This is a genomic window from Halorubrum sp. SD683 (assembly GCF_002135045.1).
GTDB classification, from domain to species: Archaea; Halobacteriota; Halobacteria; order Halobacteriales; family Haloferacaceae; genus Halorubrum; species Halorubrum ezzemoulense.
This window is the reverse complement of record NZ_NEWJ01000025.1, coordinates 1-23,823: the sequence shown is the minus strand read 5'-3', so window position 1 is coordinate 23,823 and position 23,823 is coordinate 1. Positions and strand designations below refer to the sequence as shown.

General features: G+C 69.0%; 24 protein-coding genes and 2 pseudogenes. 12 read left to right on the top strand and 14 right to left on the bottom strand.

The window, feature by feature from the left end; genetic code table 11:
* Nucleotides 1-92: 92 nt before the first annotated feature.
* The 4 genes from B9G49_RS08430 (at nucleotide 93) to B9G49_RS08415 (ending at nucleotide 5,701) form a co-directional block, all read left to right on the top strand.
* Complete coding sequence (locus B9G49_RS08430; RefSeq protein WP_049931354.1) at nucleotides 93-479, top strand: helix-turn-helix domain-containing protein; 387 nt, start codon at nucleotides 93-95, stop codon at nucleotides 477-479.
* Nucleotides 480-613: 134 nt separating this feature from the next.
* Nucleotides 614-2,395: a PAS domain-containing sensor histidine kinase gene (locus B9G49_RS08425; RefSeq protein WP_086216074.1), complete on the top strand. Its 1,782-nt coding sequence runs from the start codon at nucleotides 614-616 to the stop codon at nucleotides 2,393-2,395.
* An 89-nt stretch (nucleotides 2,396-2,484) separates the two neighbouring features.
* Entirely contained in the window at nucleotides 2,485-4,647 is a 2,163-nt protein-coding gene (locus tag B9G49_RS08420) for an acetate--CoA ligase family protein (RefSeq protein ID WP_086216073.1), read from the top strand.
* A complete protein-coding gene (locus B9G49_RS08415) occupies nucleotides 4,640-5,701 on the top strand; it encodes a phosphotransacetylase family protein (protein ID WP_049931357.1) in 1,062 nt (353 codons plus the stop codon). Before B9G49_RS08420 ends, B9G49_RS08415 begins: the two co-directional genes overlap by 8 nt.
* Before the next feature lie 107 nt (nucleotides 5,702-5,808).
* Here B9G49_RS08415 and B9G49_RS08410 read toward each other — a convergent pair whose 3' ends face one another.
* A complete protein-coding gene (locus B9G49_RS08410) occupies nucleotides 5,809-7,617 on the bottom strand; it encodes a response regulator (protein WP_233125180.1) in 1,809 nt (602 codons plus the stop codon).
* Nucleotides 7,618-7,873: 256 nt separating this feature from the next.
* On the opposite strand from B9G49_RS08410, the gene B9G49_RS08405 reads away from it, so the two are divergent.
* Together B9G49_RS08405 and B9G49_RS08400 are read left to right on the top strand one after the other, a co-directional pair.
* Entirely contained in the window at nucleotides 7,874-8,977 is a 1,104-nt protein-coding gene (locus B9G49_RS08405; protein WP_086216071.1) for a hypothetical protein, read from the top strand.
* 101 nt (nucleotides 8,978-9,078) lie between these two features.
* Complete coding sequence (locus B9G49_RS08400; protein ID WP_049931360.1) at nucleotides 9,079-9,261, top strand: hypothetical protein; 183 nt, start codon at nucleotides 9,079-9,081, stop codon at nucleotides 9,259-9,261.
* A gap of 51 nt (nucleotides 9,262-9,312) precedes the next feature.
* On the opposite strand, the gene B9G49_RS08395 is transcribed toward B9G49_RS08400, so the two are convergent.
* Together B9G49_RS08395 and B9G49_RS08390 are read right to left on the bottom strand one after the other, a co-directional pair.
* A complete protein-coding gene (locus B9G49_RS08395) occupies nucleotides 9,313-10,422 on the bottom strand; it encodes a DUF373 family protein (protein WP_049931361.1) in 1,110 nt (369 codons plus the stop codon).
* A gap of 91 nt (nucleotides 10,423-10,513) precedes the next feature.
* Nucleotides 10,514-11,236, bottom strand: a pseudogene (locus B9G49_RS08390) (DUF6517 family protein).
* 124 nt (nucleotides 11,237-11,360) lie between these two features.
* Between B9G49_RS08390 and B9G49_RS08385 the strand changes: the two are divergent.
* Together B9G49_RS08385 and B9G49_RS08380 are read left to right on the top strand one after the other, a co-directional pair.
* Complete coding sequence (locus B9G49_RS08385) at nucleotides 11,361-12,359, top strand: radical SAM protein (RefSeq protein WP_086216070.1); 999 nt, start codon at nucleotides 11,361-11,363, stop codon at nucleotides 12,357-12,359.
* A 170-nt stretch (nucleotides 12,360-12,529) separates the two neighbouring features.
* Entirely contained in the window at nucleotides 12,530-12,826 is a 297-nt protein-coding gene (locus tag B9G49_RS08380; RefSeq protein WP_049931363.1) for a rubredoxin-like domain-containing protein, read from the top strand.
* Between the two features lie 37 nt (nucleotides 12,827-12,863).
* On the opposite strand, the gene B9G49_RS08375 is transcribed toward B9G49_RS08380, so the two are convergent.
* The 6 genes from B9G49_RS08375 to B9G49_RS08350 all read right to left on the bottom strand — a co-directional run bounded on the left by B9G49_RS08375 (nucleotide 12,864) and on the right by B9G49_RS08350 (nucleotide 17,391).
* Entirely contained in the window at nucleotides 12,864-13,139 is a 276-nt protein-coding gene (locus B9G49_RS08375; protein ID WP_049931364.1) for a preprotein translocase subunit TatA, read from the bottom strand.
* Nucleotides 13,140-13,201: 62 nt separating this feature from the next.
* Nucleotides 13,202-14,527 carry a DNA repair protein NreA gene (gene nreA, locus B9G49_RS08370; protein ID WP_086216069.1) on the bottom strand — a complete coding sequence of 442 codons (1,326 nt, stop codon included), beginning with the start codon at nucleotides 14,525-14,527 and terminating at the stop codon, nucleotides 13,202-13,204.
* Between the two features lie 65 nt (nucleotides 14,528-14,592).
* On the bottom strand, nucleotides 14,593-15,519 hold the full coding sequence (locus B9G49_RS08365; protein WP_086216068.1) for a hypothetical protein: 927 nt from the start codon (nucleotides 15,517-15,519) through the stop codon (nucleotides 14,593-14,595).
* 51 nt (nucleotides 15,520-15,570) lie between these two features.
* The gene (locus tag B9G49_RS08360; RefSeq protein ID WP_086216067.1) at nucleotides 15,571-16,566 is read right to left on the bottom strand and encodes a transcription initiation factor IIB family protein; all 996 of its coding nucleotides are present in this window, start codon (nucleotides 16,564-16,566) and stop codon (nucleotides 15,571-15,573) included.
* A 30-nt stretch (nucleotides 16,567-16,596) separates the two neighbouring features.
* Nucleotides 16,597-16,935 (bottom strand): hypothetical protein, encoded by a 339-nt coding sequence (locus B9G49_RS08355; RefSeq protein WP_086216066.1) that lies wholly within the window; start codon nucleotides 16,933-16,935, stop codon nucleotides 16,597-16,599.
* 30 nt (nucleotides 16,936-16,965) lie between these two features.
* Complete coding sequence (locus B9G49_RS08350; protein WP_086216065.1) at nucleotides 16,966-17,391, bottom strand: pterin operon protein; 426 nt, start codon at nucleotides 17,389-17,391, stop codon at nucleotides 16,966-16,968.
* A 113-nt stretch (nucleotides 17,392-17,504) separates the two neighbouring features.
* Between B9G49_RS08350 and rnhA the strand changes: the two genes are divergently transcribed.
* Both rnhA and B9G49_RS08340 read left to right on the top strand, forming a co-directional pair.
* Nucleotides 17,505-18,101, top strand: coding sequence for a ribonuclease HI (gene rnhA, locus B9G49_RS08345; protein WP_049931370.1), 597 nt, complete (start codon nucleotides 17,505-17,507; stop codon nucleotides 18,099-18,101).
* Nucleotides 18,088-18,864, top strand: coding sequence for a hypothetical protein (locus tag B9G49_RS08340; protein ID WP_233125179.1), 777 nt, complete (start codon nucleotides 18,088-18,090; stop codon nucleotides 18,862-18,864). The genes rnhA and B9G49_RS08340 overlap by 14 nt, the downstream gene beginning before the upstream one ends.
* 105 nt (nucleotides 18,865-18,969) lie before the next feature.
* Here the strand turns inward: B9G49_RS08340 and B9G49_RS08335 are convergent, their stop codons facing one another.
* A complete protein-coding gene (locus tag B9G49_RS08335) occupies nucleotides 18,970-19,320 on the bottom strand; it encodes a PadR family transcriptional regulator (RefSeq protein WP_049931372.1) in 351 nt (116 codons plus the stop codon).
* A gap of 353 nt (nucleotides 19,321-19,673) precedes the next feature.
* Here B9G49_RS08335 and B9G49_RS08330 point away from each other — a divergent pair, with 353 nt between their 5' ends.
* Nucleotides 19,674-20,207, top strand: a complete 534-nt coding sequence (locus B9G49_RS08330; RefSeq protein ID WP_049931373.1) for an inorganic diphosphatase — start codon at nucleotides 19,674-19,676, stop codon at nucleotides 20,205-20,207.
* A gap of 225 nt (nucleotides 20,208-20,432) precedes the next feature.
* Here B9G49_RS08330 and B9G49_RS08325 read toward each other — a convergent pair whose 3' ends face one another.
* Entirely contained in the window at nucleotides 20,433-21,230 is a 798-nt protein-coding gene (locus B9G49_RS08325) for a winged helix-turn-helix domain-containing protein (RefSeq protein WP_086216064.1), read from the bottom strand.
* A gap of 107 nt (nucleotides 21,231-21,337) precedes the next feature.
* Nucleotides 21,338-21,586, bottom strand: a complete 249-nt coding sequence (locus B9G49_RS08320) for a hypothetical protein (protein WP_086216063.1) — start codon at nucleotides 21,584-21,586, stop codon at nucleotides 21,338-21,340.
* A gap of 217 nt (nucleotides 21,587-21,803) precedes the next feature.
* Here B9G49_RS08320 and B9G49_RS17140 point away from each other — a divergent pair, with 217 nt between their 5' ends.
* Nucleotides 21,804-21,935: a hypothetical protein gene (locus B9G49_RS17140; protein WP_255376745.1), complete on the top strand. Its 132-nt coding sequence runs from the start codon at nucleotides 21,804-21,806 to the stop codon at nucleotides 21,933-21,935.
* A gap of 1 nt (nucleotide 21,936) precedes the next feature.
* On the opposite strand, the pseudogene B9G49_RS08315 reads toward B9G49_RS17140, so the two are convergent.
* Together B9G49_RS08315 and B9G49_RS08310 are read right to left on the bottom strand one after the other, a co-directional pair.
* Nucleotides 21,937-23,343: pseudogene (locus B9G49_RS08315) on the bottom strand (caspase family protein); the annotation flags it as partial.
* A 25-nt stretch (nucleotides 23,344-23,368) separates the two neighbouring features.
* Nucleotides 23,369-23,823, bottom strand: a 455-nt coding sequence (locus B9G49_RS08310) for an IS1595 family transposase (protein ID WP_143414693.1), incomplete at its 5' end; no start/stop codon positions are given.

Sequence of the window (23,823 nt, the reverse complement as noted above, 5' to 3'; positions counted from 1 at the left end):
GGGCAAAAACGTTGGCGGGCGCGCGGTTGGGTATAAAAACCCCCGCATATGAGGGGCCACAGTTCGGGAGGCTGTAGCCGTAACGTACAGGTATGAAACGCCCCCCGCGCACGACCGACGCCACGACGACGACCGAGGGAGACGCGGCGCTCGACGCGACGTTCGAGGCGCTCGCCGACGCCGACTGTCGGGCGATCCTCGCCGCCGCGGCGACGCCGAAGACGACGAGCGAACTCGCCGACGACTGCGACATCGCCCTCTCGACCGCCTACCGGAAGGTTGAGCTGCTGAGCGAGACGCCGCTGCTCGCCGAGGGGGTTCGGCTCGACCCGGACGGCGACCACGCCGCCGAGTACGTCCGCGATGCCGCCGAGGCCGCGATCGAGTTCGGCGACGACGGCGTCTCGCTCGCGGTCGACGACGAGGGGGCCGACCCGCTTGCCGCCGCGCTCAACGCCCCCGGCGTCTCGGCCGACTGATCTGCCACGGCGCGACGGATCGGCCTCCCGGAGGTGCGATCAGGGCGCGTTCGCCCGGCGGTTCGTCGGCGACCGTTTTCGCACCTGATAATCACGCGGCCACGCTTATACGCCAGTTCTCGAAGGTGTTCCGTATGTCCCGCTCACCGGAACCCGAAACTCTCGTCGACCTTGCGCAGGACAAGGTCGCGGTGATCGACGAGAAGGGCCGGTTCCGATACCTCAACGCGGCCACCCGCGAGTTGCTCGGGTTCGACCCCGACACGCTCGTCGGGACCGACGCCTTCGACCTGATTCACCCCGACGACGCCGACCGCGTTCGGACGGCGTTCGAGGCCCTCGTCGCCGGCGGAACCGCCCCGGAATCGCCGTTGGAGTACCGCTACGCGACTGCCGACGGCGACTGGGTGTGGTTTCGCACCCGCGTGTTTCCGCCGTCGGAGACCGGCCTCGACGGCTACGCGCTGAGTTCTCGCGACGTCACCCTTGAGGTCGAGTCACGCCGGCGCTTGGAGACGATCGCGTCGACGTCGCCGGACGTGCTCTGGATGTTCAGCGCCGACTTGGAGGACCTGTTATTCGTCAACGGCGCGCTCGAATCCGTGTTCGGGATCGAGCCGGACGCGCTCGAACGGCGCCCGCAGATGTTCCTCGCCGCGGTTCACCCCGACGACCGTCCGGCCGTCGAGGACGCGATGGAGCGGCTCTCCGACGGCGAGCCGACGAACCTCGACTACCGGATCGGGCCGGCCGATGGGCGGACCACCTGGGTCAGGGTGCCCTCGCGCCCCGTGTGGGAGGACGGCGAGGTCGTCGCCGTCACCGGTTTCGCCCGCGATGTCACGGACGAGTACCGCCGCGAGCGTCAGCTCACGGTGATGGACAACCTTCTCCGACACACGATCCGCAACGACATGAACATCGTCGACGGCACCGCGGAGCGCATCGCCGACCGCGTCGAAGACGCCGTCAGCGCGACGGCGACCGAGGAACGCGGTGTCGTTCCCGACGAGTTCGACCTGGCCGAACTCGCCGCCGACCTGATCGACCACGCGGAGACGGTTCGCCGGGTCGCCGACGACCTGTTGACGACCGCCGAGAAACAGCGCGGCGTGATCGACCTCCTCCGCCACCACGAACACCCGCAACCCCTCCGGGTCGCGCCGCTCGTCGAGAGCGCGGTGGCGGACGCCGTCGACGACCGGTCAAGTCCGACCGCGGAGATATCGGTCTCCTGCCCCGGCGACGTGCGGGCGTTCACGCACCCCGAGCTCGACTACGCGATCGCCGAACTGATCGAGAACGCGATCGAACACGCCGAGGCGGCGCCGAGCGTCGAGATCGAGGTCACCGCGCCCGCCGACCGGGTCAAGATCGCGGTCCGCGACAACGCGCCGCCGATCCCCCCGGCCGAGCGGGACCCGATCACCGACCGGTGGAAGATGGACGACCTCAGACACACCGGCGGGATGGGGCTGTGGCTCGTCTACTGGATCGCCGATCGGTCCGGCGGCGACTTGGCGTTCGACGCCGGCGCCGACGGCAACGAGGTGACGATCTGTGTCCCCGACGCCGACTGTGACCCCGGCGACTCGACGGTGGATCGGACCCATCCGGTCGCGCCGGACGCCCGCCCGACGCCAGCCGGACCGGACGCGGGGGAGATGACGCCGGTCGTCAGTTCGCCACCGTCCGATGTTGAGGTCGCCGAGTCGCCCTCGGCTGACGCCGAGACCGCCGAGTCGCCCCCCTCCGACGCCGGGACCACCCAGCCCGAATCCGAAGCCGGCGGCGCGGAGTCGGCCGATCCGGAGCCCACCGGCTCGGAGCCGATTGACTCCGGCCTCTCCGCGTCCGAGACTGCCGCGGATCTCGACGGCCCCCCCGACTCACCGCCGGGATCCACGAACGGTTGACCGAAACCCGATCGATCGTTCACCGTTGACTCCGATTCCGAAGAACATCCCACCGATCTTAAGCCGTCGCTTCGCGTACTCCCGGGTTGATGGGTACGCTCAACGAGCTGTTCGACCCGGACCGGGTCGCCGTCGTCGGCGCGACCGCCCGCGAAGGGGCCGTCGGCCGCGCCGTCACGTCGAATCTCCTCGACGACTTCGACGGCGACACGGTCCCCGTCAACCCGAACTACGACGCGGTGCTCGACACGCCCTGTGTCGACGACGTCGCCGACGCTGACGCCGATGTCGCGGTCGTCGTCGTCCCCCCCTCGATCGTGTTGGACGCCATCGAGGCGTGCGGGGAGGCGGGGGTCCGCAACGTCGTCGTGATCACCGCCGGGTTCGGGGAGACCGGAGAGGACGGAGCGGCGAGGGAGCGTCGCCTCGCGGAGCTAGCCGACGAGTACGACCTCAACCTCGTCGGCCCAAACAGCCTGGGGATCATGTCGACGCCCTCGGGGATGAACGCCACGTTCGGCCCCGAGAACGCGCTCCCCGGCGGGCTCTCCTTCATGAGCCAGTCGGGCGCGTTCGTCACCGCGGTCCTCGACTGGGCCAACGACAACGGGATCGGATTCAAGGATGTCGTCTCGCTCGGCAACAAGGCGGTCTTAGACGAGACGGACTTCATCGACCACTGGGGTGACGACGAGGAGACCGACGTGATCATCGGCTACCTCGAGGGGATCGAAGACGGCCGCGAGTTCATCGAGACCGCCCGCGAGACCTCGCAGGACACCCCGATCGTCGCGGTGAAGTCGGGGCGCACGAGCGCCGGCGCGCAGGCCGCCTCCTCGCACACCGGCACGCTCGCCGGCTCCGACAAGGCGTACGAGGCGGGGCTCGATCAGGCGGGCGTGATCCGCGCGGAGTCGGTCGACGAGCTGTTCGACGCTGCGGGGATCTTGGGCAGCCAGCCCCTCCCCGACACCGACAGCGTCGCCATCGTCACGAACGCCGGCGGCCCCGGCGTGATGGCGACCGACGCGGTCGGCGACGCCGACCTCGACATGGCGTCGTTCACGAGCGAGACGAGCGACGCGCTCGCCGAGTCGATGCCCGACGAGGCGAACATCCACAACCCGGTCGACGTGATCGGCGACGCCGACGTCGACCGGTTCCGAGAGGCGTTGGAGATCACGGTCACCGACGACAACGTCGGCGCCGCCCTCGTGTTGGCCGCGCCGACCGCGACGATCGACTTCGACGAGCTCGCGGACGCGATCACCGACGTGAGCGACGAGATGGACGCGCCCGTCGCCGCCTGCCTGATGGGCGGCGACCGCACCCGCGAGCCGAAACAGCAGCTTCAGGCGCGGGGGATCCCCTGCTACTTCGATCCCGCGCGCGCTATCGACAGTCTCGCGACGCTCGCCACCTACCGCGACATCAAGGCGCGCGAGTACGCCGACCCGATGTCGTTCGACGTCGACCGCGAGCGCGCCCGCGAGATCCTCGGAGCGGTGCGCGACCGCGACGACAACCGCTTGGGCGTCGAGGCGATGGAACTGCTCGACGCGTACGGCATCCCCACGCCCGACGGCGCCATCGTCGACTCGCCCGAGCGCGCCCGCGAGGTCGCCGAGGGCGTCGACGGCGATGTGGTGATGAAGATCGTCTCGCCGGACATCCTCCACAAGTCCGACATCGGCGGCGTCGCCGTCGGCGTCGCGGACGACGACGTGGCCGACACCTACGAGGACCTGATCACCCGCGCCCGCAACTACCAGCCGGACGCGACCGTCCTCGGCGTCCAGGTTCAGGAGATGGTCGACCTCGACGATGGCGTCGAGACCATCGTCGGGATGAACCGCGACCCGCAGTTCGGCCCGCTGCTGATGTTCGGGCTGGGCGGCATCTTCGTGGAAGTGATGGAGGACACCACCTTCCGCGTCGCGCCCGTCTCCGAGCCCGAAGCGCGGGAGATGACCGAGGAGATCCAGTCGGCGCCCCTGCTCCGGGGCGCCCGCGGCCGCGACCCGGTCGACGTCGACGCCGTGATCGAGACGATCGGCCGGCTCTCGCAGCTAGTCACCGACTTCCCGGCCATCCTCGAACTCGATATCAACCCCCTCGTCGCACTGCCCGACGACGACGGCGGCACGAACGCCGCCGCCGTTGACGTGAGACTCACCGTCGACCCGCAGGAGCTCGATCTGGCGGAGACCGAACAACAGCCGCTCGACGCGGAGGAACCCACCAATGACTGACACACCCACCACACTCGTCACCGCGACCGGAGACAGCGCCGGAAAGACAGCGATCACCGTCGCCTTAGCGCGGCTCGCCGCCGACCAGGACAGCAGCGTCGGCTACATGAAACCGAAGGGGACCCGGCTCCAGTCGAACGTCGGGAAGACGCTCGATCAAGACCCGATGCTCGCCCGCGAGGTGCTCGGCTTGGACGCCGAGATGCACCAGATGGAGCCCGTCGTCTACTCGCCGACGTTCGTCGAGGGCGCCATCCGCGGCACCGAGGACTCCGAGGCCCTGCGCGACCGCATTCGCGAGGAGTACGACGACATCGCGGCCGACCACGACCAGGTGTTCGTCGAGGGCGGCGGCAGCTGGACCACCGGCGGCGTCGTCGACCTCACCGACGTCGACGTGGCGGAGCTGCTCAACGCGAACGTCGTCCTCGTCGCCGAGTACGGCTCGCCGAACGACTTAGACGACGTGCTGGCGGCCGCCGACGCGTTCGGCGACCGCCTCGCCGGCGTCGTGTTCAACAAGGTGTCCGACGACGCCTTCGAGTCGCTCGATCAGGACGGCATCCCGTTCCTCGAATCGAAGGGGGTCACCGTGTTCGGCGCGCTCCCGTACGAGAAGGAGCTCGCGGGCGTCACGGTCGGCGAGCTCGCGGACGAGCTCGGGGCCGAGCTCCTCACCGACGCGTCGACCGACGCCTTCGTCGAGCGCTTCCTCGTCGGCGCGATGGGCGGCGACGAGGCGCTCCGCTACTTCCGGCGCGCCCGCGACGCCGCCGTCATCACCGGCGGCGACCGCGCGGACGTCCAGACCGCGGCGCTCGACGCCTCCGGCGTGGCCTGCCTCGTCCTCACCGGCGGGCACCGCCCCTCCGGCGCGGTGCTGGGCAAGGCCGCCGACGCCGGCACGCCTGTCCTCGCCGTGAACACGGACACAGTCACTGCCATCGACCGCGCCGAGGAGGTCGTCCGCGGCGGCCGCACCCGCGACGTTCGCACGGTCGACCGGATGGCCGAACTGCTCGCCGACAACGTTGACGTCGACGCACTCGTCTGAGCGGCGCGCGACGGGGCCGGTCGGGCTAGTCAGCCGTCGACGCGCGCTCCGCGCTACGACGCGTCTCCAGCTTTCGGACGCCCGCCCGGGCGCCCGCGACGCCGGGTCTACGTGTCGAACTGGACCCCGGTGATCTCGAACCGCGCGCCGCCGGACGCGCTTTCGGTGACGGTCACGTCCCACCCGTGCGCGTCCGCGATTTCGTCGACGATCGCCAGCCCGAACCCGGTGTTGTCCGGCACCGTCGAATACCCCGACTCGAACACTGTTTCCTGGTCGTTTGCGACGATCCCGGGACCGTCGTCCGCGACGTAGAACCCGTCCGCGAGGCGCCCGACCTCGACCGTCACCTCCGGACCGACGTGGTCGACCGCGTTCCGGATCAGGTTCTCGAGGAGCTGCTTCAGCCGGCTCCGGTCGGCCCTCACCGCTTGGTCAGCGTCGACGTTCAGCGTCGCGTCGCCGGTTTCGACGCTCGCCCAGCACTGCTCGACTATCGGCTTCAGGAGAACGGGCTCGGCCTCGGTGACGACCTTTCCCTCGCGCGCCAACGACAACAGGTCGTCGACAAGCGCCTGACCGCGTTCGAGCGCACTCTCGGCCCCGACGAGCTGGTCGCTGTCGCACTCGGCTCGGGCCAGTTCGAGCCGTCCTTCGACCACGTTCAGCGGGTTCCGGAGGTCGTGGCTGACGACCTTCGCAAACTTCTCTAAGCGTTCGTTCTGTCGCTGTAGCTCTTCCTCGCGTTCCCGCCGCTCGGTGATGTCCCGCGCGATGTGTAACCCGGCGACGACGTCGCCGTCCTCGCGCACCGGCGCCGTGCGTATCTCGAAGACCCGATCCTCGTACGGCACCTCGACGCGCTCGGACCGTCCGGCCAGCGTCGCCTCGTGGATCGCCTCGATCGTCTCAACGAGCTCCTCGGAGAACCGTTCGACCTCGGAGACGCTGTGACCCACGATGTCGTCGGGGGCGGTGTCGAGCGGGTCGAAGCCACCTCCGGAGACGATCTCATACCGAAACTCGCCGTCGACGTAGAAGACGGCGCCGTTCGGAAAGTTCTCCGCGAGCGTCCGGTACCGAGACTCGCTCTTCGCGAGTTCCTGTTCACGCTGTTTCCGCTCGGTGATATCGGTGATGAACCCCTCCAAGGCGTCCAGTTCGCCGTCGTCCGCGTACACGCCCCGTCCGCGCTCCCACATCCACTTCGTCTCGCCGCCCTCGGTGATGATTCGGTAGGTGACCTCGAAGGTGTCGCCCGCGGAGAGTTCCGCTTGGACGGTCGCCCACATCTCCTCTCTGTCATCCGGGTGAAGGATGTCGTCGCCCCAGACGACCCCGCCGTCGCCTTCGATCGCGCCGGCGCTGTACCCGGTGAGGGCCTCGACTTCGCCCCTGACGGTCTCCATCGGCCACTCCGGTTCGTTCCGACATCGGTAAACCATCCCCGGAAGGTTGCCGATGAGCGTCTCTAACCGCCGCGTTCGATCCGCCGCGATACGCCGCGATCGGTGCGCCTCGACGGCGTTCAGGATCCGGTTGGCGAGGAGCGCGTACTGATCGGCGTTCCCCTTCTTCTGAATGTAATCGGTGACGCCGGCCGAGATCGCGTCGCTGGCGACCTCCTCGCTTCCCTTGCCGGTGTGGAGAATGAACGGGAGGTCGGGGTGATCGTCGCGGACGGCCTGGAGGAACTCGATCCCGTTCCGGCCCGGCATCTCGTAATCGGATATCACACAGTCGAACGCCTCGTCGGCAAGCCTCGCTGATCCCTCGGTCCCGCTCGGTACGATCTCGACGTCGAACCGGTCGTCTTCGCGTTCGAGAAAGGTCGCAGCCATCTCTGCGAACTCCGGCTCGTCGTCGACGTACAGGACGCGGATCGGTTCGGTTATCGGCTCCATCTGTGCTACCAATTGACGAATCATCGCGTCTGGAGGTGATAAATCCGGTGGCAACACTCGCATTTCACACGTTCAGTCGCCGATACCCCGCCTATCCGGCGGTCGCGTATCGACCCACGCTCGACACCCGACCGCGCGCTCTACACAGGGGCCGGATCCGCGAGCGGTCGCCGCCGTCGGTCGCCCGCATGTGCGCCCCGCGCCCTCGCTCGCTTCCGCGGGTGATCGTCTGACGTACTGTTTTCAGGGTGGACGACGTACCCCGCCCATGACCAGTCTCTCGGAGGCGTACGGCGGACGGGGGCACTCCGGGGTCGACCCGCGACGGCTGTACCTCGGCGTGGGGGCGTTCGCCGCGGGCGCGCTGCTCGTCGTCGCGGGCATCCTCGTGGCGGCGGAGGTGGCGGTGCCGGCGGGCTACAGCTCCGGCGCGGCCCGGGAGCTCGGCGGAATCCTCGGCGGCGTCGGCGTTCCTCTCGTGTTGCTCGGCGTGATGGCGGTCCTCCCGGCCGACCGCAACACCTACGCCGCGGCCGTCGTCGGCGCGGCCGTCATGTGCCTCGGCGTGGCGCTGTTCGCGCACGCGTACCCCCAGCAGTGGGTTGGCGGCCCGCGCCCGGAGCTGACCGACCTCACCCTCCCCACCGCCGGCGTCTACTTCCTCGGCGCCGCGACGACGCTGTGGAGCGTTTTCGTCGGCGTCGCCAACTTCAAGACCCGCAACGACCCCGGCGGCACCGTCACGATGGAGGTGACCCACAAGGGCGAGACGAAGGTCGTCGAGGTCTCCCGCGACCAGCTCGGGAGCCGCGGCGGCGTCGGCCTCCTCGGCGGGACCCCCGACGGCGAGATCGAGACGCAGACGAACCGCCCCGACGACGCCGAGAGTGACTCCCCGGGCGCCGCGCCGTCGCGTTCGAGCCCGCCTTCTGGAGGGAACTCGTCTGGAACGCCGCGCGGCACCGACCGGTCGGGCGGAGTGGGAACGCCGAACAGCGACGGAGCGGGAGCGCCGAGCGGCGCCGAGCGGTCGGACCGTCCGGGACGAACGAGTAGCGGGGGGCGCTCCGGGGCGAGCGGTCGCTCCGTCCCCGGGTCGCCGGGCGTGAGCGACGGCGGCAGCGCCGACAGCGACATCACCTCGCCGCTGGACGACGCGGGGCCGACGGACGGGCCGGAGTCCCCGACCACGCCGGAGTCCGCGCCCGCGCCCGGCTCTCCCGCGGCGCGTGACGGGCCCGGAGACGCCTACTGCGGCAACTGCGCGGAGTTCGACTACGTCCGGACCGACGACGGGATGCGCCCCTACTGCGGCCACTACGACGAGCTGATGGACGACATGGAAGCCTGCGACGATTGGACGCCGCGATAGTCTGCCACGTCGTCGCGAGCGCGCTGGCGACACCAAGAGACGGTCGGGTCGGGGCGGTTTCCCGACAGAAGAGCTAACTTGCGGAGCGTCGAGCGGACCCCATGGACGACCGCCGTACCCTCCTCGTCGCCGGATTCGTCGGAGCGTCGCTCTCGTATGTCTTCAACGTCCTCGCGTTTACCGGCGCGTTCGACGTGTTTCGCTGGGTCGTGTTCGCCGCGCTGTCCCTCGGGTTCACGTACGGATTCGACCGATTCATCGGCTGGCAGACCGCCCCGGCCTGACCTGTCCGACGGCGGGCGCCGCGGCTCGCCCTCGGCGCCGCCGTGGCGGCATCACACCGGTTCGGCCGACGGGAGTTGTGACTCGGCGACCGCGAACGCGAGCGTGCTCAACACGCCGATGAGCGTCCCCGCCGCGAGCGCCATCGCCAACTCCGAGAGCCCGAGCGCCGTCACGCCCGGCGCGTCCGGGAGGAAGAACCCCGACACCGCGAACAGCACGACGGCGATGGAGACCACGTAGAAGGGGGCGTTGAGGTAGCGCCACCGGAACCGGCCGGCGAGGTACTCGTCGGTGATCTGCCCGAGGCTGGAGGTGACGCCCGCGACGCCGAGCCACTGGACGAAGCCGTGGACGAACGCGGCGAGGGTGGTGCCGGCGGCGAGCGAGCTCCCCTGAACCCCGCCGACGGCGTCGACGGTCTCGACTCCCTGTACGCCGCCGACGACGACCAGCGCGAGCGCGACGACGTAGGTGACGAGGGTCACGCGGCCGGTGTAGAGGACGTTCCGGACGCTCTCCGCGGCGCCGTCAACGCTGTCTTCGAGCCCCAGCCCGCGGAACAGCGAGTAGAGCCCCACCGCGCCGGAGAGGATCCCCAGCACGGCCGCCCCCGCCACGTCGAAGAGGTTCGCGACCACGACGAGCGGGTAGATCAACAGCAGGACGCCGAGTGGAATGAGGATCGTGCCGCGGGTCTCCGGGTCGGCGAGGACCTGCTTGATCGTGTAGTACAGCGACTCGAGGTCCTGCGCCTGTCTGACGACAACGCGCCGCATCCCGTCGATCGGCATCCGCGACCGGATCACGGGGAGGACCGACTCGTCTTGTGCGCCGTCGGTGATCACGACCGCGGAGACCTCCTCGCTGGTCGACAGCTCGGCGAGCACGCGGTCGACCTCCTGGCCGACCGCGCGGTTCGCCTTCACGTCGGGACCGTCGACGCCGGTGACGGCGGCGACCTCGACGGCCTCGCCGTCGGCGGCCAGCTCGTCGTGGACGTTGACGCCTTGGAAGAGGACGTTGACGTCGGAGTCCTCGGGGTCGGCGGTCGCGAGCGCGACCGCGGCCTCGGTGACGTCCTCGTCGCCGATGACGGGCGTGGGGATCCCCGTCTTGCGGCCGAGGTCGTCGTCGAGGTCGACGCAGAGGACGAGCAGCATCGAACGGGGCTACGCGAGGGGACGACATATGTTTTCGGCTCGCGTCGCCCCTCCGCGTCGCACGCGATCCGCCGACTGCGTCGCCTCGCCGTCAGCTCTCGTCGGTCGGCTCGTGTTCGACCCCGTTCATCATCCGGCGGACGTTCTCGCCGTCGCTGAACGCGGCCGGGTACGCCGCCAGCGGGAGGACGAAGTCGTCCTCGACGCCGACCGGTTCGCCGATGTGGAGCTCCAGCTCGGTGGTCACGCCCGTCCCCTCGATCTCCGCATCGACCGTGTACACGACGACCGCCGTGTCGGTGTCGAGGACGCTCGTCGAGTATTCCGAGCCGCGCTCTAAGCCGCCGACGTTCTCGAAGCGGCTCAAGATGAGCTCGGCGCGCTCGCGGGTTTCCATCTCCGCGATCGGGTTGAGCGCCCGGCCGAGGACCTCTATCTGCGGCGTCGTCACCGCGGCGAACACGGCGGCCTGGTAGCGCTCGCCGAGCAGTTCGACCGCCTTGTCCTACTCCGCGACGGTGTTCGTCACCCGGACCTCTCGGGTCTGTCCGGCCGCCTCGACCTCTCGGGAGATCGTCTCGTCGGACACTTCGTTGAGCTCGTACCCGCTCTCCGAGAGCGTCGCGTCGGCCACCGTCGCGGTGCCGGCGGCGAACTCCGCGGGCCCGTCGCCGGTCGCGACGTCGAGCGCGGTACAGCCGGTGAGGCTCGCGAGGCCGACCGCACCGCCGGCCGCGAGCGCCCGGCGACGGGTGACCGCGTCGCTCGCGTTACTGTTCTCCGCGGCGTTCTCGGCGTTCGGGTTCCGGTTCATGGCCGCTACTGACACCATGCGGGGTACATACTTTGTGTTCGGTGCCGCTCCGCCGTGCCAACGGCTCTCTCGGGAGCGCGCGGTTCGGACGCTTTTTGAGGCCGCGGCCGGTAGGATGGGGTAGATGATCTCCAAGGGCTGCGAACAGTGCGCCAAGGGCGGGAAGATGGTGCTTTTCGTCTACGGCTACTGCGACCAGCGGGACTGCTTCTACTGCCCCCTCGGAGAGAACCGGAAGAACGTCACCGACGTGTACGCCAACGAGCGGAAGGTCGAGTCCGACTCCGACGTGATCGAGGAGGCCAAGCGTATGAGCGCGCTCGGCACCTCGATCACCGGCGGCGAACCGCAGGAGGCGATGGCGAAGACGACCCGGTACCTCGAACTGCTGAAAGACGAGTTCGGTGAGGACCACCACACCCACCTCTACACGGGCATCACGGGCGGCCGCGAGAACATGCGCCGCCTCTCGGAGGCCGGCCTCGACGAGATCCGCTTCCACCCGCCGCTGGAGATGTGGGGCGACATGCACGGCACCGAGTGGGAGGAGATCCTCCACATCGCCCGCGAGGAGGGGCTCACCCCCGCCTTCGAGATCCCCGGCATCCGCGCGGAGCCGGAGTTCTTGGAGTTCTTAGACGAGGGCGCCGCCAAGTTCTGTAACATCAACGAGTTCGAGATGTCCGACGGGAACTACCGCCGGATGCAAGAGGAGGGCTTCGAACTACAGGAGGGCCACATGTCCGCCGTCGAGGGGTCGAAGGACGACGCCATCCTCGAAGAGATGGCGAGCCACGAGAAGGTGTACTTCTGTACGTCGGTGTTCAAAGACGCCGCCCAACACCGCAACCGCCTCAAGCGGATGGCGAAGAACATCCGCCGCGAGTTCGACGAGGTGACCGACGACGGGACGCTCGTCTACGGGAAGGCGTTCGCCGACCCCGAGCGGTTCGAGGCGCTCGGCGTGCCCGAGGAGTTCTACACCGTCAAGTCGAACCACGTCGAGGTCGCGTGGTGGCTCCTCGAGGAGATGATCGAGGACGGCGACCTCGACGAAGGCGAGATCGTCGAACAGTACCCGACCGTCGACGGGACCGTCGTCGAGCGCACGCCGGTCGCCTGACCGGTTCCGCCGACTCCCCACCCCCGTCGCACCTCCTGTTCCGGTCGAATCGCTTGTCCCGCCGGTCCCGACTCCGAGGCCGCGCTCCGGCCCCCTCGCCGCCACTTTCCTCGCTACGCTTCGTGACATTTGGTACCACACTTATGTACTACCGGCACTTATTGCCGCGTATGGCCTCCGAAGAACCCGTATTCGCCGACGTGAGCATCGGACAGGCGGTGTACAACGAGGACGGCGAGCGGCTCGGGTCGATCCGCGGCGTCGACGACGACGGCTTCTACGTCGCGTCGCCGTCGAGCACCGACACGCTGGCGCTCACCGACGCCAGGGACGTGTTCGGCACCGCGTACGTGATGTGGCGCTGTTGGGAGTGCGGCGAGATGGGCGAGATCGGCGACCAGCTCCCGGCGAACTGCCCGAACTGCGACGCGCCGCGCGAGCAACTGTACTACTGGGCAGAGGACTGATCGACGCGCCGCGAGTGCGTCGACGCGGCGGCGCCGCTCAGGCTCGCTCGCCCTCCTCCTCGTGCGCCCCGTCATCCACCTTCTCTCGGAGCCGCTCGACCTCCGCTTCCAGCTCCGCGATCCGCTCGGCGTCGGGCCCTCCCGCTCCGGACGCACCGTCCTCGGACCCGTCGTCAGACCGAGTCGTGAGGTAGAGCACCGCTCCCCCGACGAGAACGAGGGGGACCCCGAACAGGAGGACGGCGATTATCAGGACGATCACCAGCTCCGGACCGCCGGGGACGCCGCCGAACGCGAGGGCGAGAGGGACCATACGCCGCCCACTCGGGCCCGTGACTAAAACGGATCGGCGGCGAGGGCCCTTCGCCCGCCGGTTCACTCCGCGTCGACGAAGTCCGCGAGGTTCGCCTGTAGCCCCGCCGCCAGCGTCGACTTCCGGCGGAGCCGGCCGAGCGAGACGGGCAGGTGGTCGGCGACGCCGCGGACCGCCTCGCCGAACGTCTCCGCCGTCCCCCGCTCCCCCTCGAAGGCGTCGCGGACGGCCTCGCGCACCTGCCACACGCCGACCGGACCCCAGTAGTCGTCGGAGACGTGGCGCACGACGAGCGCCTTCGCCTGCCGGCCGCGGTCGTCGAGGTGTTCCAAGACGCCCAGCCGCGCCGCGTAGTATGCGCCCGCCGTCTCCTCGACGTAGCCGGTCCGTCCCTCGCGGCCCTCGCTCGCGGCCGCGAGGTACACCCCCGCTTCGGGGTCCGGGTTCCAGATCGACCCGGGCGACTTCATCTCGACGAGCTCGTACTCCCACCGCCCCGGCACCAAGATCACCCAGAAGGCGTTGCCGAGGTACTCGTTGCGGTGGACCTCGATCCGGTCGACCGTCGGGTTGTCGCGGATCGACCCGCGGAGGAACTGGCCGACCGTGTCGTCGACGGCCGTGATCGACCAGCGCGTCGGGACGAGCCGACGGTTCTCGCCGCGCCCGAGCGCCCCCGCCGAGAGGATCGTGTTGATCTCGTACACGTCGAACCCGCGACGGTAGAGGTACGTCATCGCCCCCTCCGCGCGCCAGTCGTCGTCTTCGAGCGTCTTCTTCACCGGCCGCGGGACGTGCGGGTTCTCGCCGAGGTCGGCCGTGCGCGCCGCCGCGCGCGGCCCGGTCGGCGTCTTGATGTCTTCCGTGCCGACCTCGAAGTCGAGGTCCGGCCGGCCGTCGAGCCCGATTTCCACGTCGACCGGCCGGTCCGCGATGGCGATCTCGCGCTGGACGCCCAGCCAACCGTCCCACGCGTCGTGAACGCTCTCGGCCGGTCCGCCCTCGCCGACCGACTTCACCCCGCCGCTCGCCCCCGCGTCCGCCACGTCGACCCCCCGCGTCGAGTTGAGCAGGCTCGTCCGACGGTCGAACACGTCAGAGATGGAGACGCCCTCTTCGTACCACGCGGCGGAGGTCTCGAACGCCTCGGCCCGCTCCTCGCGGCCGACCGGCGAGAGCAGGCCGGTCGAGACGTTCGGGTAGTCGGCGCGGCCGACGAAGATTGACGGCGAGACGCTCCCGACGACGGCGTCGTCGGAGACGTGCTCGTCGAAGCGCCGCTCGAAGGAGTCGAGGTGATCGAGGATGCCGTAGTCCTTCTCGCTCGCGAGGCGCCGCCGCTCGGCCCGCTCGTTCGCCTCGTACTCGATGAACTCGTCGAGCCGCATTCGCCGACCGTAGGGGCGAGTCGGACTTGACGGTGTCGCCGCCGCGGCCCCGCGGCGCGGGACGGTCAGGTCGAGAGCGACGTGACGCCGGCCGGGAGTTCGGCCCCGAGGGTCCACTTGTCGCCCTCGCGGCGGATCAGCGGGGCCGACGCCTCGGGCGCGAACCCGTCCTCGTCGACCCGCATCGTCCCGCCGACGAGCGCCCCATCGACGACCGCCCAGGAGATCGCGAACGCCGGATCGGCGGCGGGCAACGGATCGGCGACGGCGTCGAACGCGGGGTCGTCCGCGGCCGCCGAGAGGGTCACGCCCGCGGGCGCCTCCGGTCCCCAGCGGTTCGCGCTGGCGTAGAGGCGGCCGTCGTGGACGACCGACTCCCGGAAGTAGTTCGCCCAGAAGTCGCGGAAGTCGGTATCGAGCCGGTACCACCGGTCGCCGCCGTCCGTCCGATAGAGCCCGTTCCCGGTGGCGGCGACCACGCCCCCGCCACCGAGCACGCGCAGGTCGTGGACGTCGTCGTGGACGCCCTCCCCGTACCGCCGCCAGAAGTCGCCGCCGAACGCGTAGACGCCGCCGGGCTCTAACCCCGCGAGGACGCCGTCGTCCGGGTGGACGGCCAGCGTCCTGACGCTCGGCGCCCCGCTCGGCGCGCGGTCCCGCCAGCGGTCGCCGTGCGGGTGCGCGCCGAGGTCGCCGACCAGGTCGAAGCGCCACCCGTCGGTCGCCGGTCGCGCGCGCAGCACGTCGGCGTCGCCGGTCCCGACCAACACGGTCTCGGGGCCGGCGAGCACGGAGACGGGGTCGTCCGGGCCGTCGAGCGGTCGCCAGTCCTCGCCGTCCGGCGACCGGAACAGCCCGTCGGCGGTCGCGGCGAGCCGCGCGTCGCCGCTCGGTGCGACCTCGTGGACGCGGCCGCACTCGGCCGTCCGCGTCGGGTCGTCGTGCGGTCCGTCGAGCCGATACAGTCCGCGGTGGGTTCCGCAGACCAGCATGTCTCGCGATTGAACGTCGAGGAAAAAAACCGTGCCGCTTCCGCGGGGCCGTTAGCTGTGGATCCCCATCGCCTCGATCTGCTCTTGGTACCGATTCCGGATGGTGACCTCGGTGACCTGCGCCACGTCGGCGACCTCGCGCTGGGTCTTCTTCTCGTTACAGAGCAGCGACGCGGCGTAGATGGCGGCGGCGGCGTAGCCGGTGGGGGACTTCCCGGAGAGCAGCCCCTGCTCGGCGGTCGTCTCGATGATCTCGTTCGCCTTCGACTGGACCTCCTCGCTCAGCTCCAGCTCCGAGGAGAACCGCGGGACGTACTTCTTCGGGTCGACCGGCCGCATCTCCAGCCCGAGCTCCTGGGAGATGTAGCGGTACGTCCGGCCGATCTCCTTTCGGTCGACACGAGACACCTCAGAAATCTCCTCCAAGCTCCGGGGGATGCCCTCCTTGCGGCAGGCGGCGTAGAGGGCGGCGGTGGAGACGCCCTCGATGGAGCGGCCGCGGATGAGGTCCTCGTTGAGCGCGCGTCGATAGATGACCGAGGCGACCTCCCGCACCGAGCGCGGGACGCCGAGCGCGCTCGCCATGCGGTCGATCTCCGAGAGCGCGAACTGGAGGTTGCGCTCGCCCGCGTCCTTGGTTCGAATTCGCTCCTGCCACTTTCGCAGTCGGTGCATCTGCGAGCGCTTCTTCGACGAGATAGAGCGCCCGTACGCGTCCTTGTCCTTCCAGTCGATCGTCGTCGTCAGCCCCTTGTCGTGCATCGTCTTCGTCGTCGGGGCGCCGACGCGCGACTTCTCCTGCCGCTCCGAGTGGTTGAACGCGCGCCACTCCGGGCCGGGATCGATCTGCTCGTCTTCGATGATCATCCCCGTCTCCTCGTGTATCAGCTCCCCGTCGGCCGTCCGAGTGAGATCCTCCGGATCGAAGTCCTCGGGGTCCAGTTCGTCGACGTCTTCGATCGCCTCGACGTCGATCTCGTCTTCCTCGGCGTCCTCGTCCCCCACGCGCTGCCGGTCGTGATCCCGTTGCCGGGTGGGCCGTGTCATCGCATTTATATGCTATCCAATCCGTTTAACTTAAAAGTTCGTTACCGTGTGGGTCGTTGGCACACCTTCGTGCGACGTCCAGTCGGACGCGGATTCGTCGGAACACCCCTCGGACGCCGCGGGTTCGCCCCCCGGCCCGTCCAGTCGGTCAAGCGACTCCGGCGGATCGACCGCGTCGACCGCTTCGCGGACCGCGGCGAACGCGTCGACGAGTCGCTCGATCAGCGACGTCTTCCCCGACCCGCGCGGGCCCGCGACGCCGACGACGGTCGGGAGGGTGCGGTCGGTTCCCCGCGCGTCGTCGGCCGCCCGCGACTCTCCGGCCGCGGACCCGTCCGTCGCGCCAGCGTCTCGCGTCGCGGGACTCATGCGTCGGTACCCGGTTTATGCCCTCGCGTTTCACTCGCTGCCCGGCTCCGACCCGTCTCCGCCCACGGTCCCCGGCACGGGGTCGGCGTCGGGCGGGAGCGCGACCGGCGCGAGCGCCGCGAGGTCCCTGACGGCCTGCGAACTGTCGAATCCCGGGCCGACGAGCCGCGGGAGGCCGTCCGCCGGGCCGTCGAGGCGCTCCGTCGCGACGACGGCGTCGAGCGCCTCTCGCACCGCGACGTGCGCGCGGTACCCGTCCGCGGACTCGACGCGGAGGTGGGTCGTGTCCGGCGGCGCCCCGTCGAGGAGCGGCCCGACCGGCACGCCGCGCCACTCGCCGCCGAACTCGGACCCGGTCGCGCACCGGTAGCAACAGGTGACGACGACGGTGCCGCACCGCTCTCGAACGGCGTCGAGCGACGCCAGCAGGTTCGACTCGACGTTCGACGCGGTCATCGCGTCGTGATCGAGGGACGCACCGCCCGTGTCGGCTGCGCCTCATCCGTTCGGGCTTTTTTCCCGGCGGCGGACGGACAGCCCTTTGTCCGGCGAGCGCGGAGTCCGGCCGAATGCCGACGATCGACTGCGACCCGGCCGCCGCGCGCGAGCGCCTCGCCGACGCGGGCGTTCGGATCGACGAGGGCAACACGCCACACGAGCGGTGGCGCGCCGACCGCGACGGGGCCGTCGCGGTCGCGTACGACGACAAGGTCGTCGTCCAGGGGAGCGACCCCACCCGCCTGACCGCCCTGCTGCGCGACGGCGGCGGGCGCGCGCACGTCTACTTCGACGGCGCCTCCCGCGGCAACCCCGGTCCGGCCGCGGTCGGCTGGTGTCTGGTCACGTCCGACGGGGTCGTCGCCGAGGGCGGCGAGCCGATCGGCCGCGCGACGAACAACCAGGCCGAGTACGCCGCGCTGGTCCGTGCGCTGGAGGCGGCCGACGAGTACGGCTTCGACGCGATCGACGTCCGCGGCGACTCGGAGCTGATCGTCAGGCAGGTCCGCGGCGAGTGGAACACCAACGACCCGGAACTCCGCGAGCGTCGCGTCCGGGCCCGGGAGCTGCTGGAGCGGTTCGACCGGTGGTCGATCGCGCACGTACCGCGGGAGATAAACGAACGCGCCGACGATCTGGCGAACGAGGCACTCGATGACGCGAACTGACGACGAACCGCCGGAGTGGGCGAAGGAGCGCGCGCGGGAGATGATGGACGCGGCGGCGGGCGAGGGGGCGGACGACTCCGCGACCGCGGAAACGCCCGAACCCGACGACGAGCGCGTCCCGGACGTCCCGGTCGAGGCGGTCGACGAGGCGGAGCGGCTCACGCGGCTCGCCCGCGAGGCCGAGTCCGCGGAGCCGACGCCGGAGATCGAGCAGGCGGCCGACCAGTACCGGGAGCGGCGCGACGCCCTCGCTGCCGAGTACGGCTACACCGCGCGCGTCCGCGACGAGGACGACGCGCTCGTGTTGTACCCCGACGAGTGGATGGACGACGGGACCGTCCAGCTCGACCGCGTCGAGGACACCGAGCGCGCCGTCGAAGTGTCGCTGTCCGGCCCCGGCGACGCCGACCGCTACCGCGAGGTGGCCGCGTACAACGAGGCGGTCGCCGAGGCCGTCGCCGAGCGGGAGGCGGACGTCCACGCCCGGACCGCCGAGACGTTCGCGGCGTTCATGAGCAACCACTACGTCCGCCCCGTCGACGACGCCACGCCGGCGATGCGTACCGAGTTCCGAGAGGAGTATCTGGTCCGCAACGGCTGGCCGACCGACGAGCAGCTCGCCGCGGTCGACGAGTCGCTGTCGGTGATCGAGTCGGTCGCGGCCGGGGTCGACGGTCCCGCCGCGGACGCGGGCGCCGCCGATCCCGACGGCGCTGACGGCGGCGACGAGGCCGGCGGTCGCGGAGACGACCATTCGACGTAGCGGCGACTCAGCGGAAAGAGAACGCGGCTTTCGCCGCGCCGTGTGCCAAAATGTTCGTTCGGTGTTCGGTGCCGCTCGCCGCGCCGGCGTCGCGTCCGGATCTCGTTACTCAAGCAGCGCCCGGACCTCGTCTGCGCGTTCCTCGTCGGTGACGAAGCGGTCAAGGACCCACTCGATCTGGTCGAGGACGACGTCGTGGCCCGCGTCGGTGAGCTCGTACTGGTTCGTCCGCTTGTCGAGTTCGCTCTTCTCGACGAGCCCGTGGTCGACGAGGTCGTCGAGGTTGGGGTACAGGCGACCGTGGTTCACTTCGGAGCCGTAGTACGCCTCGAGCTCCCGCTTGATGGCGAGACCGTACATGGGCTCCTCGGCCAGGATACTGAGGATGTTCTGCTGGAACGCGGTGAGATCGCTCGCGGCTGTCGACTCATCAGGGACTGATTGTGCCTCTGACATGGTAGTAGGGAGGGCGCTCGAACTTATAATCCTTCTCAACAGTCACTATCATTGCGATGCGTCACTTCCCGGATTTATCCGAGTGCGTCGGTAGGCGCGCTCTCTCGGCGGATGCGCGTTCGATCCGGCGGCTCGGGGCGTTCGACCGATCGATTCCGCGTCCGCTGGTACGCCGACGATCCGTCAGCCAGAATTGGTGTTCGGCGTCCGATCGAAACCCCCAAATCCGGCGCTCGGCCCGCTCCGGGCCGGTGATGCCCGATCCGCCGATGACGACTCCGGACGGCTTCGGACGGCGTGCGCCCGTGCGATCCCGAAAGGACTTTGCCCGACATCCACCCATCATCAGGCACATGGCCAACCTCTGGGAAGATCTCGAGACGGGACCGAACGCGCCGGACGAGATCTACGCCGTCGTCGAGTGCCTCAAAGGCGAGCGGAACAAGTACGAGTACGACAAGGACATTCCCGGCGTCGTCTTAGACCGGGTGCTCCACTCGAACGTCCACTACCCGTACGACTACGGCTTCATCCCGCAGTCGTACTACGACGACGAGGACCCCTTCGACGTGATGGTGCTCGTCGAGGACCAGACGTTCCCCGGCTGCGTCGTTGAGGCCCGCCCCGTCGCGCTAATGAAGATGGACGACGACGGCGAGCAGGACGACAAGGTGATCGCGGTGCCGACCGAGGACCCCCGATTCGACCACATCGAGGACCTCGACGACATCCCCCAGCAGACCCTCGACGAGATAGACGAGTTCTTCGCGACCTACAAGAACCTCGAGGCCGGCAAGGAGGTCGAAACGCTCGGCTGGGAGGACAAACAGGCCGCGAAGGACGCCATCGAACACGCGCAGGACCTGTACGACGAACAGATCGCGTAACGCTGTATAACCGTAGCGCATCCGACGTCCGCATACGGATGCGTTATGCCTATGGGTAATTTTTAGGGTGTCGTTCGCCTAGCATCTAATAGAGCCATGAGCGCCACCACGCCCTCCGTCGGCATCGACCACCCGACGGTCGTTCCCGCGAACTTCGACCCGGACGACGACGCCGACGACGCGGCCGAGGACGGCGACGACGCGTAGCGGCCTCCGCGTCTCTTCTCAGGCGCGCTCGACGACCGTCGAGAGCCGCGTCGCGTCGGCTCGCAGCGACGCGAACGCGTCGTCGACCCAGTCCACGACTGCGTCGTCGGTCGACTCGATGACGCATCGCGGGTTGTTCTGCTCGTCGTACGCGGCCACGCAGGCCACGTCACCGCAGCGGAAGAGCCCGTATTCGATCGGCTCGGCGCTGACGTACACCTCCGCGGCGTCGTCGTCCAGCGCGCGGTCGGTCGCGGGTTCGAACTCCGCGACCGACGTGTCGGCCGCGTCGCGGTCGATGATCAGCTCCACGTTCGCGCCGTCGTCGAGCGCCGCGGCCGCCGCGTCGTTGAACTGCCGGATGACGACCGGGGAGACGGCCCGGATCTCGCCGCCGTGGTTCTCGTGGAGGAGCTCCGTCAGCCGGTCGACGACCGCGAGGGGGTTCTTCTCGGACGCGACGGTGATGTCGCTGTCGGGGATCCCTTCCGGCGGGAAGTCGACGCCGGCCCGTTCGAGGGTCTCGGCGAACCCGCCGTACCGCTCGCCGCGTTCGACCTCTGTAAGGAGCGTCTCGTAGGCGTCGTGGACGCGCTCGCCGGTCGGCGTCACCCGGTAGGCGGCGTCGCGTTTCACCACCCAGTCCCGCTCGCGGAACCCGCCGAGGATCCGTTGGATCGTCGTTCGGGTCGCGTCGACCGCGTCGGTCAACTCCGCCGGGCGCCGCGGGTCGTCGCGTAGCGCCCGGAGTATCGCGACCCGAACGGGCGAGCCGGCGAGGTACTGTGCGCCGCCGTGTCCGTCCTCGGCCCTCATCGTGTGATCCGTGTGTACGGGTACCGCCCTGTTAATCGTACCGCGTCGCAGTCGGAAGTGTCCGAGCCGAATCCCCCGTTTGGCCCTTGAATCGCCCCTCGGTCGGCTCAGTCCCGATGGCGGAACGAGACGACGGTGCCGACGGTGTCCTCGCCGGCGATGCGCTCCGTCGTGACGGTCACGGTCGCGAGCGCGTCCGCCCCGAGCGCCTCCTCGATCACCGCCCGGAGCGCGTCGGGATCGGCGCCCTCCTGAATCACCGGTACGCGGACCTGTCGGCGGTTGACCGCGACGTTTCCGAGGTTGTACTCCGTGTGCTCGAACGCCTCCCGGATCGCCGCTTCGATGTCGGTCATGGCACCGTCCCTTCCGCGCCGCGCGGTGAAAAAACGCGGTCCTCGGTGGATCCCGCGACCGCGCCGGTTCTCAGCCGCTGTCGATCGGAGCAGAACGAGCGATTTCTCGGCGTTCAGCGGCCATACCAATTTAATACAAACTATTTACACTTCAAATATCTCTATAATACAACCGCAGAACAATCTTAATATTTATTTATCCTGATACTTTCCGAATATGCACGAAAGTGTGGCGGAATACGTGGCAGAGCACCCGAAAATGGCCGGCGTCCTGTTCACCGCGCTGCTGCTGCTGACGCAGGCGGCGCCCGCTGCGGCGAACGCGATGGCCTCCAACCCCGGTCCGTGATTTAAAGTTCCACTCGGTCGCTCCAAGTCAGCTTTTCCCCAAGAAATATCGGTAGAGTCTCTAGCTCAACAAACTGATTAATCGATTCTTTGCTGGCCGAGTCCATGTGAATATGACTTGGAACATAATATGAACTGTTGATTGTATCCACATTGGGCGTGGTCATTGTTCCGACTCCATACGGGCCATTCGGGTACGAATCGATTTCCATGCTATACAATCCATCATCTGACTTTGCCAATTGTACGACAGGAGCAATTCCGCTCCGACTCTGACAGATCGTCGTCCCGCCGTCGCCGACCACAATATACTGGTGACCCGTGATCAACTCCCGCTTCGCGACGTGAAGTGCGGTCCGGAGGTTGAACCCGCTGTTCATCAGGCGGGCGATGATCCGACCGAGCGTCGTTGCGGGGGAGTTCGCCACGTCTGAGAGGCTGACGATGCCGCCGCGCGAGCCGCGGTGGACGAGGGCCTCGCCTTGCTGGTAGGACTGGCAGGCGTTCAGCAGGAAGGCGCTGACGCCGATTTTGAGGTCTTCGTCCGTCAGGTCGAGGTAGCTGTCGGCGCACTGCATTCCGCGGTCGTCGACGTGGCCGATGTAGTGGAGGAAGTCGACGTCCGACTCCAGCACCTCGCGCATCTCCGCGCGGGTGAGGTCGTGGCGCACCTCGATATCGAACTGGACCATGTCGCGGAGCCCGTAGAGGTCGGCGACGTTGCCCTCCTCTCGCATCTGCTCGTCGTTACAGACGACGAGGACGGAGATGCGCGACTGCTCGACCCGGCCCGCTTCGAGCCGGCGGTGGTACGCGTCGAGCGTCGCTTTGTTCGCGTCGAGCGGGACGCCGTCACCGACCCACGCGTGCTCGACGGTGTCGACAGGCTCCGGTCGGACGAACTCTGTCTGGGCCGAGACGGCGCCGCGTTCGGCGGAGGCGTCGGCGCCGCGGGTAGTCCCCGCGCTCGTGTCGGCCGTGCTCTCGGCGCCAGCGCTCGCGCCGCCGCGCACGAACTCGGCGTCGCCGAGGGCGCCGCCGTCGGGCGCGACGCCGCCGACCGGGACCTCTCGCCTCGTGGCCGCCGACGGGCTTCGGTCCGCGCCGCCGAAGAAGCCGACGCCGACGCCGCCGTCGTCGTCAACCGGTGTGACGGTCTCCGGCGAGCGGACAATCGACAGCTCGCCGGCAACGAACGGGAGCATCTCCACGTTCTCCGGGTCGGGACGGACGTCCGTCGTCAGTGTCCACTGCGGCAGTTCGGGCTTGATATCTTCGAAGGGGACTTCGAGGTACTCGCCGAGTCGCTCCGCGAGCGGCAGGTTGTACAGCCGCTTCCAGTCGAGGTCGAGGTCCGTCGTCTCGCGCTCGTGGAGGTCGACCGGGTAAAATCCCTCCGTGCGGGCGAGACCGCTCTTCGGTAGACTGGCGGAACTAGCGGAATACATTGACAGCGATACAGTCCACGAGACTGTGGATCGGTGCCCCAGTAAGGTTCAGTGACCGGAGGAAGCCGTAGGTCCGAGCGGCCTGCTCCAAGCCCTGCTTGGACAGGCCGCGGAACTTCGCCAACCACGGTTGGAGCAGTGACCAGAGACACTCTACCTGGTTCGTGTGGACGCCTTTGTCGGAGACGTACCTCTCGTCGTGGACAACGTATTGGTGATCGTGCTCCATGCCTCGGTAAGCTGGCAGTCCATCGGTCCAGACCTCTCCCAGCGGCTGGGAGAGGTCGTCTGCTTCCTCGATAACTGGCCCAAGATCATCTTCATAGTCGCTTCCTTCCTGAGCTGAGACCACGCGAAGCACGTCGCGGCACGCCGCGACGAGCGTCAGTTCGTCACCCTGATTCCCCGTCCAGCGGGTACGTCCACCCTCGGGCGACCCGC

Coding starts and splice junctions, on each gene's coding strand:
- B9G49_RS08385 (WP_086216070.1), top strand. CDS start 11,361: ATGATCTCCAAGGGCTGCGAACAGTGCGCCAAGGGCGGGAAGATGGTG.
- B9G49_RS08325 (WP_086216064.1), bottom strand. CDS start 21,230: ATGAGGGCCGAGGACGGACACGGCGGCGCACAGTACCTCGCCGGCTCG.
- B9G49_RS08420 (WP_086216073.1), top strand. CDS start 2,485: ATGGGTACGCTCAACGAGCTGTTCGACCCGGACCGGGTCGCCGTCGTC.
- B9G49_RS08320 (WP_086216063.1), bottom strand. CDS start 21,586: ATGACCGACATCGAAGCGGCGATCCGGGAGGCGTTCGAGCACACGGAG.
- B9G49_RS08340 (WP_233125179.1), top strand. CDS start 18,088: ATGACGCGAACTGACGACGAACCGCCGGAGTGGGCGAAGGAGCGCGCG.
- B9G49_RS08355 (WP_086216066.1), bottom strand. CDS start 16,935: ATGAGTCCCGCGACGCGAGACGCTGGCGCGACGGACGGGTCCGCGGCC.
- B9G49_RS08430 (WP_049931354.1), top strand. CDS start 93: ATGAAACGCCCCCCGCGCACGACCGACGCCACGACGACGACCGAGGGA.
- nreA (WP_086216069.1), bottom strand. CDS start 14,527: ATGCGGCTCGACGAGTTCATCGAGTACGAGGCGAACGAGCGGGCCGAG.
- B9G49_RS08360 (WP_086216067.1), bottom strand. CDS start 16,566: ATGACACGGCCCACCCGGCAACGGGATCACGACCGGCAGCGCGTGGGG.
- B9G49_RS08335 (WP_049931372.1), bottom strand. CDS start 19,320: ATGTCAGAGGCACAATCAGTCCCTGATGAGTCGACAGCCGCGAGCGAT.
- B9G49_RS17140 (WP_255376745.1), top strand. CDS start 21,804: ATGCACGAAAGTGTGGCGGAATACGTGGCAGAGCACCCGAAAATGGCC.
- B9G49_RS08380 (WP_049931363.1), top strand. CDS start 12,530: ATGGCCTCCGAAGAACCCGTATTCGCCGACGTGAGCATCGGACAGGCG.
- B9G49_RS08365 (WP_086216068.1), bottom strand. CDS start 15,519: ATGCTGGTCTGCGGAACCCACCGCGGACTGTATCGGCTCGACGGACCG.
- B9G49_RS08425 (WP_086216074.1), top strand. CDS start 614: ATGTCCCGCTCACCGGAACCCGAAACTCTCGTCGACCTTGCGCAGGAC.
- B9G49_RS08395 (WP_049931361.1), bottom strand. CDS start 10,422: ATGCTGCTCGTCCTCTGCGTCGACCTCGACGACGACCTCGGCCGCAAG.
- B9G49_RS08375 (WP_049931364.1), bottom strand. CDS start 13,139: ATGGTCCCTCTCGCCCTCGCGTTCGGCGGCGTCCCCGGCGGTCCGGAG.
- rnhA (WP_049931370.1), top strand. CDS start 17,505: ATGCCGACGATCGACTGCGACCCGGCCGCCGCGCGCGAGCGCCTCGCC.
- B9G49_RS08405 (WP_086216071.1), top strand. CDS start 7,874: ATGACCAGTCTCTCGGAGGCGTACGGCGGACGGGGGCACTCCGGGGTC.
- B9G49_RS08415 (WP_049931357.1), top strand. CDS start 4,640: ATGACTGACACACCCACCACACTCGTCACCGCGACCGGAGACAGCGCC.
- B9G49_RS08400 (WP_049931360.1), top strand. CDS start 9,079: ATGGACGACCGCCGTACCCTCCTCGTCGCCGGATTCGTCGGAGCGTCG.
- B9G49_RS08330 (WP_049931373.1), top strand. CDS start 19,674: ATGGCCAACCTCTGGGAAGATCTCGAGACGGGACCGAACGCGCCGGAC.
- B9G49_RS08350 (WP_086216065.1), bottom strand. CDS start 17,391: ATGACCGCGTCGAACGTCGAGTCGAACCTGCTGGCGTCGCTCGACGCC.